This window comes from Sphingobacterium sp. UBA6317 (assembly GCF_002440385.1).
Lineage (GTDB): Bacteria > Bacteroidota > Bacteroidia > Sphingobacteriales > Sphingobacteriaceae > Sphingobacterium > Sphingobacterium multivorum.
The window spans coordinates 90594-106649 of sequence record NZ_DJTD01000045.1; the positions used below are offsets into that span (position 1 = coordinate 90594).

12 protein-coding genes are annotated in these 16056 nt (G+C 42.6%); 8 read left to right on the top strand and 4 right to left on the bottom strand.

Features of this window, described 5'->3' with window-relative positions:
- Positions 1 to 58: 58 nt before the first annotated feature.
- From B3E92_RS15010 to B3E92_RS15025, 4 genes are all read right to left on the bottom strand, one after another.
- A complete protein-coding gene (locus B3E92_RS15010; RefSeq protein ID WP_286897461.1) occupies positions 59 to 1081 on the bottom strand; it encodes a WD40/YVTN/BNR-like repeat-containing protein in 1023 nt (340 codons plus the stop codon).
- A gap of 4 nt (positions 1082 to 1085) precedes the next feature.
- Entirely contained in the window at positions 1086 to 1568 is a 483-nt protein-coding gene (locus tag B3E92_RS15015) for a hypothetical protein (protein WP_286897462.1), read from the bottom strand.
- 1 nt (position 1569) lies between these two features.
- Positions 1570 to 2058, bottom strand: coding sequence for a hypothetical protein (locus B3E92_RS15020; protein WP_239468737.1), 489 nt, complete (start codon positions 2056 to 2058; stop codon positions 1570 to 1572).
- A 96-nt stretch (positions 2059 to 2154) separates the two neighbouring features.
- Positions 2155 to 3177: a LacI family DNA-binding transcriptional regulator gene (locus B3E92_RS15025; RefSeq protein ID WP_070563701.1), complete on the bottom strand. Its 1023-nt coding sequence runs from the start codon at positions 3175 to 3177 to the stop codon at positions 2155 to 2157.
- A 123-nt stretch (positions 3178 to 3300) separates the two neighbouring features.
- Here B3E92_RS15025 and B3E92_RS15030 point away from each other — a divergent pair, with 123 nt between their 5' ends.
- From B3E92_RS15030 to dctA, 8 genes are all read left to right on the top strand, one after another.
- Entirely contained in the window at positions 3301 to 4785 is a 1485-nt protein-coding gene (locus B3E92_RS15030) for a xylulokinase (RefSeq protein WP_286897463.1), read from the top strand.
- Position 4786: 1 nt separating this feature from the next.
- Positions 4787 to 6115: a xylose isomerase gene (gene xylA, locus B3E92_RS15035; RefSeq protein ID WP_286897464.1), complete on the top strand. Its 1329-nt coding sequence runs from the start codon at positions 4787 to 4789 to the stop codon at positions 6113 to 6115.
- A 51-nt stretch (positions 6116 to 6166) separates the two neighbouring features.
- On the top strand, positions 6167 to 7843 hold the full coding sequence (locus B3E92_RS15040) for a sodium/sugar symporter (RefSeq protein WP_286753271.1): 1677 nt from the start codon (positions 6167 to 6169) through the stop codon (positions 7841 to 7843).
- A gap of 121 nt (positions 7844 to 7964) precedes the next feature.
- The gene (locus tag B3E92_RS15045; protein ID WP_286897465.1) at positions 7965 to 9920 is read left to right on the top strand and encodes a gamma-glutamyltransferase family protein; all 1956 of its coding nucleotides are present in this window, start codon (positions 7965 to 7967) and stop codon (positions 9918 to 9920) included.
- Between the two features lie 86 nt (positions 9921 to 10006).
- A complete protein-coding gene (locus tag B3E92_RS15050) occupies positions 10007 to 10609 on the top strand; it encodes a 2'-5' RNA ligase family protein (protein WP_115047425.1) in 603 nt (200 codons plus the stop codon).
- Between the two features lie 84 nt (positions 10610 to 10693).
- Positions 10694 to 12571: an Nramp family divalent metal transporter gene (locus B3E92_RS15055; RefSeq protein WP_286897466.1), complete on the top strand. Its 1878-nt coding sequence runs from the start codon at positions 10694 to 10696 to the stop codon at positions 12569 to 12571.
- A 120-nt stretch (positions 12572 to 12691) separates the two neighbouring features.
- Positions 12692 to 14602, top strand: a complete 1911-nt coding sequence (locus B3E92_RS15060) for a class II glutamine amidotransferase (RefSeq protein ID WP_112375767.1) — start codon at positions 12692 to 12694, stop codon at positions 14600 to 14602.
- 134 nt (positions 14603 to 14736) lie between these two features.
- Complete coding sequence (gene dctA, locus B3E92_RS15065) at positions 14737 to 16002, top strand: C4-dicarboxylate transporter DctA (RefSeq protein WP_115047427.1); 1266 nt, start codon at positions 14737 to 14739, stop codon at positions 16000 to 16002.
- Positions 16003 to 16056: the final 54 nt, after the last annotated feature.

The window sequence follows — 16056 nt, forward strand, 5'->3', positions numbered from 1 at the left end:
TAGCGGCACAGTGCTGCAAAAAATAGTGTGTAGTGTTGCAGGAAATAGCGAATTTAGCTTATAATGCTAAATTCGCTATTTTGCCTTTATCGCCCACTAAAAATATCGCTCGACCTTTTTTTGCCTTTTGGACGGCATTGAAACTTTCCTTTCCAATAGGCGTCCAGTTTTTTCCGCCGTCATTCGATAGGTCTGTACCCGAAGTGCCCGTGCTGATCAGCTGTTTTTTTGAAAGATAAATAACGGCCGACTTAAAGCCAGCGGGTGCTGTCTGTGGTGCAGACCATGTTTTGCCGCCATCGTTGGTTAGCAGGCTATTTTTGTCTTTGTTTTTATCTGCCTTGTAATCGCCACCGACGACAATACCCGTTTTTGATGTGTAAAATGCGACAGAAAAAGGGCCGGTGCTATTTGTGCCCTGAATGATGGGGCAGCTGTAACGTTGCCATGTGTTACCCTGATCCTTGCTGCTGTAGATATTGGAAACTGTCCCACCTGTGGCAATCCAATATGTTCCGTTGTTATCGCAATATATTGATGTTCCACTGGCTGCAAAACCGGCCTCGCCATCGGTAATGGTAAAGTGCATATTCGGGGATATATCTTTCCAGGACCTTCCGAAATCGGTGCTTTTCAATAGCGGCATTTTTCCCTGAATGGCGTCGCCAAAGGCAATGCCGACCCCTTTTGATGTAAAAGCAAAACCGTCATAAAATATTTCGGGCCGCTTGTCATTGAATACTTCTTTCCAGCTTCGACCACCATCCTGTGTGCTTAAGATAATGGCAGGGGAACCGGCCGATATAATTAAGGCTTCATGCTCATCAAATGCTTCGATATCCCTAAAATCTGTTTTTTCGTAGCCAATTGGATTGACCCACTGCCAGTTTTTTCCAGCATCGGTGCTGAGCCCAACTGTCCCATTGCTTCCGCTTACCCATACAGTTGTATCATCAACTACACTTAAACCTCTGTAGCTGCTATTTCGTTCTTGATTTACGATGTTAATGTTTGCTTGTTGAGCACTCAAATGGCTCAGGAGAAAGATTTGGATAATAAGGGCAAGAAATAAAGGTTTCATGTGGTTATGCTTTTTTTTTAAACAAATCTACTCGTCTTTTTGAAACTTTCCCCTGTTTTTTTAAGATTGTTTTGCGGAGCTGGAGAAATCCAACGGTCATTTTCCGTGGTGATTTAAAATAAGGGATACTCAATACGACCAACAGTGCGATGCAGGCCGAAGTTCCAAGTGCTCCACCGTAGCCGGTGAAAAATTTACTTGTATTAAGCAGAATCGTTGTAAAGATAATGCCGGCAAGGGCTAAACCAAAATAAGTTGATAACTGACTTTTTGATACCATACCTATAAATGATGCACCGATAAAAATCGGCGGAATATATTGTGCAAGATAGGGCGAAACACTTTGTGGGAAGAAATGAAGAAAACCTGCGACAAATAATGTCAGCAATGCTGATGAACGCACTGCTCCTTGGTGAAATTTGGTATTGACATAGTAGGTCGCTGTGCTCCCTATAACTCCAACGAGGTATAAAATGAATGTTTCCATATTACTTAAAAATGTATAACAGGAGGTAGGTCAGTGAAACACCCAGGAAGGCCAATGTTCCTAGTTTACCGCCGACACCATTTAATAAACTTTTCGATACGATCAGAAAGATCGCTGTAAAAATACTGGCTGCTAAAATAAAAGAGAACCCATGCGCCACCTGCGCATTGGACATCCCTACAAATGCACCGCAATAAATTGCTGCCGGAAGGTGGGGTAGATAGCTTGAATTTTTGTTGATATTGGGAATGAACGAGGCGATGGTACCTGTCAGTGCTGCGCCCAACACAGGGCCCAAACCGAAAATCTGATTGAAATAGTAGGATGCAATCGCTCCTACAGGTACCCAAATAGCAATTTTAATCGATTCATATTCATGCCTGTGATGATGAATGGGCGACTTGAGGTAACTGTATAAGATCAGTAAGGACAGTAGGCCGATAAAAGCCAATACAATATAAGAATGTGTGTTTTCTACAAAGATGGCCACTAAAAAAAGGGCCTGAATGACAAATAATAAACAGATGCTTATTATCCTAAATTTCTGCCGGGCTTGCATTTAAATAAATTTAGGCAAAGGTACTGATTATTTGTCTATTCTATTGGTAGATTTTCTTTTTATCAATATAGGGTCAAGAACAATCTGTTCGATTGCTTCGTATGGACTTTTTTGTTTGACCATTTTCAGAAAGAGCTTAGCACATTCTTCGCCCATTTTGTTGGCCTGCTGGTCGATACTTGACAGTGTGGGCGTGATAAAAGAAGAAAAGGTCTGGTTTGCAAAACCGATCACACCAGTTGTTGGAATAGCAATATTTGCAGTTTTTAATGCTTGTATTATCCCGACAGCTGTAAAGTCATCGCCACCAATAAAGGCGTCAGGTTGGATTGCAGATTTTAGAATCTGTTCGGTTCCTTTGATACCGGCTTCAATGGATAAGTCGCCGCGAATAATAAAGTCCTTCTGCGGGGAAATCTGCGCGTCTTTTAGGGCGGCTTCGAAACCATGGAAACGATCCTGAAAAATCGCTATTTCTTTATCCGTTGTGATAAAGGCAATATTTTTGTAGCCCTGTTCAAGTAAATGCTGTGTCGCGAGGTAGCCTGCTTTAAAATCATCAAGTTTGACCACGGGAGCAGGAATATTTTTATGCGTACGGTCAAAAATAACCAAACATTTGCGCTGATTGATCACTTCCTGAAAATGCTGGGTTTCCTGCGTTTCTAGCGACAACGAAGCAATAATGCCGTCCACCTGGGCTTCCAGTAAAGTCTTCACGCCATTAACTTCATCCTCAAAAGATTCATTCGATTGATAAAGCAATAGACTATAATTGTGTTTTTTTAACTCTTTTTCAATACTATGTACCGCCTCTGCAAAAAAATGAATTTGCATGGTCGGTACGATGACTCCAATTGTATTGGACTTGCCCGAGGAAAGGGAGGACGCTAGCTTATTGACACTATAATTTAATTCCTTTGCTTTATCAAGCACAAGCTTGCGTGTCGCCTCGCTGATCGTAGGCACATTATTCAATGCGCGCGATACGGTAGAGACTGTCACTCCAAGCGCACGGGCAATATCGTAAATTGTCGTTTTTTTATTCACGCTCCAAAGTAAATAATTTTATTTAATATTTTGATAATTCAGAAACATATCCTACTTTTATGCAACCGGTTGCAATGTTTGTTTCCGCCTTTGTTTTAAAATAACCAGTTTCAATTAATTACCATGTATTTATTAGGTATAGACGTAGGTACTTCTTCCGTAAAGGTTTCGATTGTTGAGGCATCTTCGCAACGCAAGGTTTGCTCGGTGCAATATCCGGACGTAGAAGCTCCCATTATAACGGTGGAGCCCAATTGGGCTGAACAAAACCCGCTCGATTGGTGGGACTACTTTAAACAGGCTTTATTGAAGGCAAACAGCTTGGGACTGTACGATCCAAAAGCGATTTCTGCCATTGGCATTGCATATCAGATGCACGGCTTAGTCGTGGTCGATAAAGATCAGCATGTGCTGCGAAATGCGATTATCTGGTGCGACAGCAGGGCTGTTGAACTGGGGAATAGGGCTTTTGAAGAAATTGGACGTTCCTTTAATCTGAGTCATCACTTGAATTCTCCGGGGAATTTTACGGCGTCTAAGCTGGCTTGGGTGAAGGCCAATGAACCGGCGATCTATGAAAAAATAGATAAGATCATGCTGCCGGGCGATTTTATCGCCATGAAACTTTCGGGACAGGTGACAACTTCCATATCAGCCTTGTCTGAGGGAATATTTTGGGATTTCAAAAACAATAAGCTGTCGGATACCATCATGGATTATTATGGCTTTGAGGATCATCTTATTCCTGAGATCTTACCCGTGTTTTCGACCCATGGACAGATTAAAACAGCTGTTGCCGAAGAGCTTGGCCTCTCTGGCACGGTGACTATCAATTATAAAGCTGGTGATCAGCCCAACAATGCACTTTCCCTCAATGTCCTTCAACCCGGCGAAGTTGCCGCGACCGCGGGTACTTCAGGGGTTATCTATGGGGTGAGCGACCAGTTGATTGCAGACCGTGAATCGCGCGTCAATACATTTGCACACGTCAATTATCGCGAGGATGATATCCGTACAGGGGTATTGCTCTGTATCAATGGGACCGGTATTATGAATAGTTGGGGCAGGAGATTACTGGGACGAGATTTGTCTTATGAACAGATTAATGCGCTGGCCGGCGCATCACCTATTGGTAGCAAAGGATTACAGGTTGTCCCATTCGGCAATGGCGCCGAACGCATGCTCAATAACCAAACAGTGGGGGCATCAATTACAGCAATAGATTTGAACAGACATGAGACAAGCGATATTTTACGCGCTATACAGGAAGGAATTGCCTATGCCTTCCGCTATGGCCTGGATATCATGCGTGAAAACAATTTGTATCCAAATATGATTCGCGCTGGGTATGCAAATTTGTTCTTGAGCTCCGTTTTTCGGGAGTCATTTGTGGGGGCAACAAACGTTCCTGTGGAAATCTTCAATCACGACGGGAGTATTGGAGCCGCTCTTGGAGCCGGTATAGGAAGTGGTTATTATGCAGACTTTACAGAAGCATTTCGTTCGTTGAAGCCAGTGTATACAGTCGAACCGCAATTTGTAGCGCAATATGAAGAGCATTACCAGCAATGGAAGGAAGTATTAAATAAACAAATAAATAAAAAATAAGATGAATATTATCAAAGGGAAAAAGGAATTTTTCAAAGGCATTGGTCAAATTCAATTCGAAGGAAAAGACAGTACAAATCCATTGGCTTTCCGTTATTACAATCCAAAACAGCTTGTTGCTGGCAAGACCATGGAAGAGTATTTTAAGTTCGCCTGTTCGTATTGGCATTCGTTCAATGGTAACGGTTCGGATCCATTTGGCGGACCCACACATCAATTTCCGTGGGATGAAAGCAGTGATGTAATTACTAGGGCAAAAGATAAAATGGATGCAGCATTCGAATTTATCAGTAAAATAAACATTCCCTATTACTGCTTCCATGATGTCGATTTAGTTGACTATTCGGATAATGTTGTTGAGAACGAAAAACGCCTTTCCACGATTGTTGATTATGCGAAGGAAAAACAACAGGAAAGCGGAATAAAATTGCTTTGGGGTACAGCCAATCTTTTTAGCCATAAACGCTATATGAATGGTGCCGCAACGAATCCGGATTTTCATGTCCTTGCACACGGTGGTGCTCAGGTCAAAGCAGCATTGGACGCAACGATCGCACTTGGTGGTGAAAACTATGTGTTTTGGGGCGGAAGAGAAGGGTATATGAGCCTTTTAAATACCAACATGAAGCGTGAGCAGGAGCATCTTGCACAGTTTTTACATATGGCCAAGGATTATGCCCGTAAAAACGGTTTTAAAGGAACTTTCTTTATTGAGCCGAAACCATGTGAGCCTACAAAACATCAGTATGACTATGACGCGGCTACCGTGCTGGGCTTCCTGCGTCAATACAATCTTTTGGATGATTTTAAATTGAATTTAGAGATAAATCATGCTACTTTGGCCGGACATACTTTTCAACACGAGTTACAGGTCGCTGTAGATGCCGGTAAATTGGGTTCAATTGATGCCAACCGCGGTGATTATCAAAATGGATGGGATACGGATCAATTTCCAAATGATATCAATGAATTGACCGAAGCCATGTTGATTATTTTAGAGGGTGGTGGCTTCCAAGGTGGAGGTGTGAATTTTGATGCCAAAATCCGCCGGAATTCGACAGATCCCGAAGATTTGTTTTATGCACATATCGGTGGTATGGATATTTTTGCACGCGCACTTCTTACCGCAGAGCGTATTCTCGAAGATTCGGATTATAAAAAAATACGGGCCGATCGCTATGCTTCTTTTGACAAAGGAAATGGCGCATCATTCGAAGAGCGGACCTTGACGTTGGAGAACTTAAGGGATTTGGCAGTGGAATTAGGTGAGCCGAAAACGATTAGTGGTAAACAGGAGTATTTAGAAAATTTGGTCAATAGATATATATAGTTCTAAAAATATTTCTATATTAGGCGATCAAATTAAACCAATTACCAATACATGAATAATTATTTAAGCACAAAAGATTACATCGTTTTCCTGATATACTTTGTTATTGTGGCAGGTTACGGATTATGGGTGTATTATCGCAAAAAATCTGAATCTGTAGGATCCAAAGACTATTTCTTGGCTGAGGGATCATTGACATGGTGGGCTATCGGAGCCTCACTTATTGCATCCAATATCTCGGCCGAGCAATTTATCGGTATGAGCGGTTCTGGATTTAAGATGGGATTGGCTATTGCGACTTACGAGTGGATGGCTGCCATTACACTGATTGTGGTTGCGGTATTTTTTATCCCGGTATATTTAAAGAACAAGATCTTTACGATGCCACAGTTTCTCCATAAACGGTATAATGGAACTGTAGCGATGATCATGGCCGTTTTCTGGTTATTGTTGTATGTTGTCGTTAATTTGACATCCATCCTCTATTTGGGAGCCATTGCGGTAAGCAGCATTTCCGGTATCAGTCTGGAAGCCTGTATGTATGCCATTGCGATTTTTGCGGTGATCATTACATTGGGGGGAATGAAAGTAATCGGCTATACAGATATTATTCAGGTTTTCTTTCTGGTATTGGGTGGTTTGGCGACCACTTACCTGGCCTTGAACCTCGTTTCAGAGCACTATGGTGGCTCAGGAGTATTGGAAGGCTATCATTTGATGACCGAAAAAGCTTCCGACCACTTCCATATGATTCTGGATCGTAAAAACGAGAACTATCTCGATTTACCGGGGCTAACCGTATTGATCGGGGGGATGTGGATCGTTAATTTGAACTACTGGGGATGTAATCAATACATCACGCAACGCGCACTTGGAGCAGATTTGAAAACCGCGAGAAACGGTATCTTGTTTGCAGCATTTCTGAAGTTATTAATGCCTATTATTGTGGTGTTGCCGGGTATTGCAGCTTATGTCATGTGGAAAGATGGTCTGTTCCAAAATGAAATGATGCAACATGGAGAGGTAAATCCGGATCATGCTTACCCAGTTTTATTGAATTTATTGCCAGCTGGTTTGAAGGGACTGTCGTTTGCAGCCTTGACAGCGGCGGTGGTTGCTTCTTTGGCAGGTAAAGCAAACAGTATCGCAACAATCTTCTCCTTGGATATTTATAAAAAAGTATTCAATACAGAAGCATCGGACAAGAAATTGGTCAACATCGGCAAGCTAACTGTTGTGGTTGCCATGATTTTGGGCGTGCTGATTGCTCCACATCTAGGTATTGATAAGAAAGGTGGATTCCAATATATTCAGGAATATACAGGTTTTGTATCTCCAGGTATTTTTGCGATGTTCATTTTAGGATTCTTCTGGAAAAAAGCAACTTCAAATGCGGCTTTGTTTGCAACAATTGGTGGTTTTATTTTCTCGATCATCTTCAAAAAATTGCCAGATTGGGTCGATCTGTCATTCTTGTCATCAACAGGTTTCTCTGTTCCGAATCCAACAACAGGAGTGTACGAAATTCCATTTTTGGATAGAATGGGATTTGTTTTCGTCATCTGTATTATCGGTATGATTCTCATCAGTATTATCGACAATAAGCGTGGTGTCGTGCCAGCTGGATTGGAAGTTGATACCACGATGTTTAAACCACACCGGGCGTTTTTGGTCATCGCATTGATCGTAGCGCTATTGGTTACAGCCTTATATTCTATTTATTGGTAAAACAAGAGCACATAAGATTTTAAGAACTCCTATCAATCTCGGTTGATAGGAGTTTTTTGTTTGTTTTAAAAATACCTATCTTGGTTTAACTAAAACCATTGCTTGACGAAAGATTGCTGCTATGAAAAGAAGAAGTACCCTGCTACTGACGACGCTATTTGGATTACTTACTACCGGTATGCCGATGCTGAGTTCAGCTCAGCGCACACAGAAACCACCTTTACATGGAAAACATTGGATGGCTATTACGGGTAAGCCCTTGGCGGCAACAGCGGGTGCCCAACTATTCCAACAAGGCGGAAATGCGGTGGACGCTGCTTGTGCCATGCTCGCAGCAACCTGTACGATGTGGGATGTTTTGAGTTGGGGCGGAGAGACGCAGGCCTTAATTTATCATCCGAAATTAAAGAAGGTTATTGCCATAAATGCCTTGGGGGTAGCACCCAGTGGAGCGACAGTTGATTTTTTTAGGTCAAAGGGCTATGAATTTCCACCTGAATATGGCCCCCTTGCTGCGGTTACTCCGGGTACGCCCGGCGGATTGTGCTATATGTTGGCTCATTATGGAACGAAAAGTCTTGCAGAGGTATTGGCTCCTGCTCTTGAAATTGCTGCGGGTTATCCCATTGATGCACAAACAGCAACGAGTATAGAGCGGGGTAAAGACCGCATTAAAGAATGGCCCTACAGTAAAAAGGTGTTTTTAGTACATGAAGGGAAATCCTGGGAAGCTCCCGAGGCGGGAGAGGTTTTTGTACAGCAGGATCTGCATAAGACCCTGTCCAAATTGGTAGAAGCCGAAAAGAAGGCCCTAGCAGCGGGAAAAGATAGGAAAGCCGCAATCATGGCTGCCTACGACCGGTTTTATACCGGCGATATTGCAGATGAATTTGTCCGTGGCAGTAAGGAGCAAGGTGGCTTAATCACGAAAGCAGACTTGGCCAATTGGAAACCTATTGAGGAGGAACCATTGCACGTCAATTATAAGGGCGTTGACGTGTATAAATTACAAGAATGGACACAGGGGCCAGCCATGCTACAGAGCCTGCAAATGTTAAAAAACTTTGACCTAAAGGCCATGGGTTATAATTCTGCTTCTTATATTCATACACTCTATCAGGTTATGAACTTAGCCTTTGCCGATCGGGATTTTTATTATGGTGATCCCTACGGTAAACCGAAGACACCTATTCAAGGCCTATTACATGAGTCCTATGCGAAGGCGAGGGCCGCAACAATTGACCTTAAGCAAAATAACCCGAATGTACTTCCCGGAGATCCTTATCCCTATGAAGGGAAACAGAATCCTTATCTTCCGTTACTGGAGCAGCGTAAGCAGGAATTTACACCACATGCGGAGCTGAAAAATGATTTTGTCCCTAAACATGACGCACGCTCAAGTTCGTCGCTAACGGAATTGCCAAAAACAGCTCTTTTGGCCTCTTTAGCGGTGGATAGTGCCTATGTTGACCGTTTATTACGGGGTACCACAAGTGTTGAAGCGGCGGATGAAGAAGGTTGGGTCGTTTCGATCACACCGAGTGGAGGTTGGCTTCCTGCCTGTATTGCCGGGAATACTGGGGTGGGCATGAGTCAGCGCCTACAGAGTTTTGTCTTAGATTCGTTGATTAACCCGTTCAATGTGGTCGAGCCAGGCAAAAGACCGCGTGTAACGCTCACCCCTTCGATGGCTTTGAAAAACGGAAAACCTTACCTTTCTTTTGCCGTGCAGGGCGGAGATACTCAGGATCAGAATTTACTGCAATTTTTCTTGAATATGGTCGAGTTTGGTATGACGCCACAACAAGCCAGCGAGGCGGCCAATATCAACAGTAATCAGCTTTGGCTATCGCTGGGAGGAACAAAGACCGATGATCGAAAACCGCGCTCAGGTAGCCTGCTATTGGACAAAAATACCGCTCCAGCAATTATTGAACAATTGAAGAAAATGGGGTATAGCATTCAGCTCGGCGATCGTACCAGTGGACCTATCAATGCGATTTATTTCGATCAGCAGCACCGTACACTTTGGGGCGGCAGTAGCAACAATGGGGAGGATTACGGCATCGGGTGGTAGTATTTCATTGGCTTTGCTTAGGTTTCGGTTTTGTTATCTCCACTGTATTTATTATCTTACCTACTGATCGGAAACTGATTTTTGTTATGGAGGGTAGTGTCAATAAATATTCGTTTGTTTTTCAGCCTGATGAAGCTGGTATTGTCTTGGTAGATGGCTTGAAGCGGCGATTACGTGCATCGTTAGCCGAACTGCTTCCCGACAAAAACAAAGGCTGGTATCCCAGTTGCAATTCCAAAGCTCATGTAACGATATGTGCTTTTGAAGCAGATGCGTGTAAACTGACAATGGCTATTGAGGCTTTGCAGGAGACTTTGGTCTATGAGCGTAGTCAGTATGTTTATTTCGATCATTTTTCATCATTTGCGGGTGGTGCTTTCTATATTGCACCAACTGTGCACGCCCGGAGTTATCTCAAGGACCGGGCGCGGAAGGTTGTTCAAACATTGACGGAGTTTGATTTGATCGAGATTAGCGACGAACCCCATATTTCGATTGGGCGACGTCTGGAGCCAGAGCAGCTTGAAATCGCAAAAGAACAGTTGCGGTCTGTCGATCTGAGCTTTATGTGCAAGGGCGTTCATGTGCGGCAGTATAAGCCTGATTTAGGTCAGTACGAGATCATCGATTTTATCCAATTTGGCAACCAATCGAAGGAAAATTCTGGCCAGCTGGCATTTAAATTCTAATAATATCGCGGTTTAATTGCCTAATAATGTAAAGCTTTTTATCTTTAAGGCTGACAATACACGAAATTGCACTTATAGTACTTTATGCATTACGACGAATCTTATCATAAATCCCTATCTGATATCCATGAAAGTGTCGATGTCAATCAAGGGAAATCCAAATTTAAGAAGATACTTAGTTTCTTTGGTCCAGCTTATCTCATTAGCGTGGGGTATATGGATCCAGGCAACTGGGCTACCGATCTTGCTGGAGGAAGCCAATTTGGCTATACCCTGATTTGGGTGCTGTTGATGAGTAATATCATGGCGCTGGTGTTACAGAATCTATGCGCGCGCCTAGGTATTGTACGCGGTAAAGACCTTGCGCAGTGTAACAGAGAGACCTATCCTAAACGGATGAATTTTGTGCTCTATGTGCTTGCTGAAATTGCAATAGCAGCCTGTGATCTGGCGGAGGTTTTGGGAATGGCAATCGGTCTTAACCTCCTTTTTGGAATCGATTTGCTTTGGGGAGTAATGATCAGTTTTGCAGATACCTTCTTGCTGCTCTATCTGCAGAAGCTGGGGATGCGAAAAATGGAACTCTTTATCATCGGACTTATCGCGCTTATTGGCATGTGTTTCATGGTAGAAATGTTTTTGGCGAAACCTGATTTTGCAGAGGTAGCCACCGGATTTATCCCCAGTATCCCGAATAGCGCTGCATTATATATTGCCATAGGAATTATAGGTGCAACCGTCATGCCGCATAACCTGTATCTGCATTCGGCCCTGGTGCAAACGCGAAAAATTGACAGGAATGAGGTTTCTATCCAAAAATCGCTCAAGTATAACTTTTGGGATAGTGCCATCGCCTTGAACCTGGCCTTTTTGGTGAATGCGGCAATATTGATTCTTGCAGCCTCTGTTTTTCACAAGAACGGTATGCATGACGTGGCCGAGCTTGAAGATGCTTATCACCTATTGGGCAACCTTCTTGGAACGGAATGGGCCTCAAAATTGTTTGCTGTTGCCTTGATTCTTGCCGGACAGAGCTCAACGGTGACGGGAACCCTAGCTGGACAGATTGTGATGGAGGGATACCTTCGCTTGCGGATTAGTCCGACCTTGCGGAGGATTATAACGCGGCTTTTGGCTATTATCCCGGCTGTATTGGTGATACTCATTTCGGGTGAAGGTCGCGTTGGTCAGCTGCTGATCTTTAGTCAGGTGATCTTGAGTATGCAGCTCGCTTTTGCCGTCATCCCGTTGATCCATTTTGTGAGCGATAAAGTCAAGATGGGCACTTTTGCCATTAAACCGTTAACGAAAGTAGCGGCCTGGCTGATCGCGGCCATTATCGCTGTTTTGAATTTTAAATTAGTATACGACGAAGTGGTCGGCTGGATTGGTGAGGCCAACAATATTGTAGTAACCGTATTATTGATCTTGGGCGCAGTGGGCTTGTTTGCCTTATTGATGATGACCGTATTATACCCTATTTTACTTAAATCAAAACCAACGGAGCTGGAGGTGCACCCACCATTTGAGGCTTTGCATTTTGAGCATAAGGGCTCTTTTAAGAAAGTAGTGATTGCATTGGATTTCTCAAATTCAGATCAGAAAGTAATCCAATATGCTTTACAGCTTTCGCACGAGGATACTTCTTTTGTGGTTGTACATATTGTTGAGAGTGCATCGGTAAAGTATACCGGAGATTCGACAGATGATTTTGAATCGCGTCAGGATTTGGAACGACTGAAATTGTATGCAGACTTTCTCTTGTCCAAAGGACATCAGACGGAATATGAATTAGGTTACAATAACCGGATCAAGTGCATTGCTGAAATTTGTGAAAACTATAAAGCTGATCTGTTAGTTGTAGGCAGTCATGGACATAATGGGCTGAAGGATTTTGTTTTTGGTGAGACAGTTAACAAGCTGCGGCATGCAGTGAAAGTACCTGTTTTTATTGCTCAATAGGTTCTCAGTGACTATCTCAAAGAGTCTCTGTCTATTCACTGTAATTTTATTGCGGAAAAAGTGAGCGGGGCGATCGCTAAGTGCTAAATAATTCTTATTTTTGCGACATCAAATCAAGATATGAGCGACGCTATTAAACACGAGTGCGGAATCGCACTAATTCGCCTGTTAAAACCCTTATCTTATTATCAGGAAAAATATGGTACGCCATTTTATGGCATCAACAAATTGTACCTATTAATGGAAAAACAGCACAACCGTGGACAAGACGGGGCTGGAATTGCAACCATTAAATTTGATGTAAAACCTGGAAATCGTTACATTTCGCGTTACAGAGCTATGGGCTCAACTGCTGTGGCAGACATATTCGAATATGTACAGAAAAAATTTGCTTCTGTTCAGAAAGCATTTCCAGAGGAGTCAAAAGATACGCAATGGTTAAAAGATAACGTAAGTTTTACGGGGGAAGTACTTTTAGGACATTTGCGCTATGGAACGCATGGAAAGAACAGTATCGAAAGCTGTCACCCATTTTTGAGACAAAACAATTGGATGTCTCGTAATTTGGTGGTAGCGGGTAACTTCAACATGACCAATGTGGACGAATTGTTGCAACAGTTATACGAGTTGGGACAACATCCAAAAGAAAAAGCGGATACCGTAACCGTTTTGGAAAAAATTGGCCATTTCTTGGATGATGAGAACCAAGATCTGTTCGATCAATTCAAAAAAGAAGGTCATTCTAATATTGAGATCAGCTCGCTGATTGCTAAAAATATTGATGTTACCAAAATATTGAAGCGTTCGGCCAAAACGTGGGATGGCGGTTACACCATCGCAGGTATCTTTGGTCATGGTGATGCTTTTGTGATGCGCGACCCAGCGGGTATCCGTCCTGCGTTTTATTATCAGGATGAGGAGATCTTGGTGGTAGCATCGGAAAGACCGGTCATCCAAACTGCATTCAATATTCCTATTGGTGCTGTAAAGGAAATTAAACCAGGTCATGCCCTGATCGCTAAAAAAGATGGTACTGTATCCCAAGAGATGTTTAGACAACCCGTAGAACAACGTTCTTGCTCTTTCGAACGGATCTACTTCTCGCGTGGATCAGATGCTGATATCTATCAAGAACGTAAAGAATTAGGAAGATTACTGGTGCCTCAGGTATTGGAATCTGTCAAAAATAACATCAAAAATACCGTATTCTCGTTTATTCCAAATACAGCCGAAGTATCTTACTATGGCCTAATGGATGGTATCAATGCCTACGTTCGGGATTTTCAAAAAGAGACGCTATTAAATCGTTCAGAAAAGATTTCTGATGAGGAGTTAGATGAAATCTTGAGTATCAAACCTCGTTTTGAAAAACTCAACGTAAAGGATGCTAAACTGCGTACCTTCATTACACAAGATGCGGACCGTACCGATATGGTACAACATGTATACGATACGACTTACGGTATTGTAAAAGATCATGAAGATACCATCGTTGCCATTGACGATTCGATCGTTAGAGGAACAACGTTGAAACAAAGTATCTTGACGATCCTGGATCGTTTGAATCCGAAAAAAATTGTGATTGTTTCTTCTGCCCCGCAAATTCGTTACCCAGATTGTTACGGTATTGATATGTCACGTATGGGTGAGTTTGTCGCATTCGAAGCGGCAATTAATCTCCTCAAACAACGTGGTATGGCACATATTATTGATGAAGTTTATCAAAAATGTGTGTTGTCAATGACCCAAGATGTTCATGAGATCGAGAATTATGTTAAAGCGATCTACGCACCGTTTACGGATGAAGAGATCTCAGAAGAAATTGCTCGTATTGTAAGACCTCACCACCTAAAGGCAGAGCTTGAAGTAGTTTACCAAACATTGGATAATTTACACAAAGCTTGTCCGGACCATAAAGGTGATTGGTACTTCTCGGGTGATTATCCAACACCTGGTGGAAACAAGGTTGTTAACAAAGCGTATATGAACTGGATTGAAGGAAAGAATGTAAGAGCATATTTCAGCAGCTAAGTTCAAAATTATATTAAAGAGGGATGCATTTATGCGTCCCTTTTTTTTTATATATTCGTACCAATTAGTGTCAATATCCTAAATTAAAAAACCAATTAAAGCAAGGGAAATTGCTGTCCGTAAATAAACCGATCATGAAGCATATTTTTAAGAGTCTCTATTTTCAAGTCATCGTTGGGATACTTGTGGGGATCATCTGTGGTATCTATTACCCTGACTTCGCTGTCAAGCTAAAACCATTGGGAGACGCTTTTATTAAACTGATCAAGATGGTTATTGCGCCATTGATTTTTAGTTCCATTGTGATCGGTATAGCTGGAATGCAGGATACGAAAAAAGTGGGAAAAATCGGCTTGACTTCCATTATCTATTTCGAGATCATGACCACGATTGCCCTGATTATCGGTCTGGTCTTTGTTAATTGGATACAGCCGGGGACCGGGATGAACGCCGATCCAGCGAGCCTTGATGTATCTTCGATATCCCATTACATCTCAGAATCCAAGAAACCACATGGTTTTATGGATTTTATCATCGGGATCATTCCAGATAATGTGATTGCTGCGGTAGCTTCGGACAACATGTTGCAGGTACTCGTTTTTGCCGTACTATTTGGGATCGGTATGACAAAAATCGGGCAGAAAGCTTCCGAGCCGGTCCTCCATGTATTGCAATCTTTTCTGAAGGTGCTCTTCTCCATTATCAAAATGATCATGTACCTGGCGCCAATCGGTGCAATGGGAGCAATGGGTTTTACGATCGGTAAGTTTGGGATCCAGGCCTTATCCAAACTCGGTATGTTGATGTTGAGCTTCTACCTAACCTGTTTTATTTTCGTGGTCATCGTGATTGGAGCGGTATTGTATTTTTATCTCAAGGTGAATGTTTTTAAGTTTTTAAAATACATCAAGGAAGAAATTCTGATTGTATTGGGGACTTCCTCTTCAGAGTCCGCATTGCCTGGAATTATGCAGAAAATGGAAGATGCGGGTTGTGCCAAGCCTGTTGTGGGTTTAGTTATCCCCACGGGCTATTCTTTCAATCTGGATGGGACAAGTATCTATCTGACCATGGCAGCGGTTTTTATTTCGCAGGCCCTCAATATGCATCTCAGCCTGGAGCAGGAAATTACCTTATTGCTGGTGTTGTTATTGACCTCTAAAGGTGCTGCAGGTGTAACAGGAAGTGGTTTCGTTACCCTCGCTGCGACCTTGCCTGTTGTTGGCCATGTACCGGTGGAATCAGTCGCTTTGATCTTTGGTGTGGATCGTTTCATGAGTGAAGCAAGGGCGATAACCAATTTGATCGGAAATTCAGCGGCAACGCTGGTCATTTCAAAATATGAAAATAGTTTGGACGAGGATCTTTTGCATGAAAAGCTGGGATCTAAACGCGTATAATCGGTGAGGGGAATAGGTATAGATTGTATAACAAAGAAGCTGTCTCAAATTTAT

Coding starts and splice junctions, on each gene's coding strand:
- B3E92_RS15060 (WP_112375767.1), top strand. CDS start 12,692: ATGAGCGACGCTATTAAACACGAGTGCGGAATCGCACTAATTCGCCTG.
- xylA (WP_286897464.1), top strand. CDS start 4,787: ATGAATATTATCAAAGGGAAAAAGGAATTTTTCAAAGGCATTGGTCAA.
- B3E92_RS15010 (WP_286897461.1), bottom strand. CDS start 1,081: ATGAAACCTTTATTTCTTGCCCTTATTATCCAAATCTTTCTCCTGAGC.
- B3E92_RS15045 (WP_286897465.1), top strand. CDS start 7,965: ATGAAAAGAAGAAGTACCCTGCTACTGACGACGCTATTTGGATTACTT.
- B3E92_RS15040 (WP_286753271.1), top strand. CDS start 6,167: ATGAATAATTATTTAAGCACAAAAGATTACATCGTTTTCCTGATATAC.
- B3E92_RS15015 (WP_286897462.1), bottom strand. CDS start 1,568: ATGGAAACATTCATTTTATACCTCGTTGGAGTTATAGGGAGCACAGCG.
- B3E92_RS15055 (WP_286897466.1), top strand. CDS start 10,694: ATGCATTACGACGAATCTTATCATAAATCCCTATCTGATATCCATGAA.
- B3E92_RS15050 (WP_115047425.1), top strand. CDS start 10,007: ATGGAGGGTAGTGTCAATAAATATTCGTTTGTTTTTCAGCCTGATGAA.
- B3E92_RS15030 (WP_286897463.1), top strand. CDS start 3,301: ATGTATTTATTAGGTATAGACGTAGGTACTTCTTCCGTAAAGGTTTCG.
- dctA (WP_115047427.1), top strand. CDS start 14,737: ATGAAGCATATTTTTAAGAGTCTCTATTTTCAAGTCATCGTTGGGATA.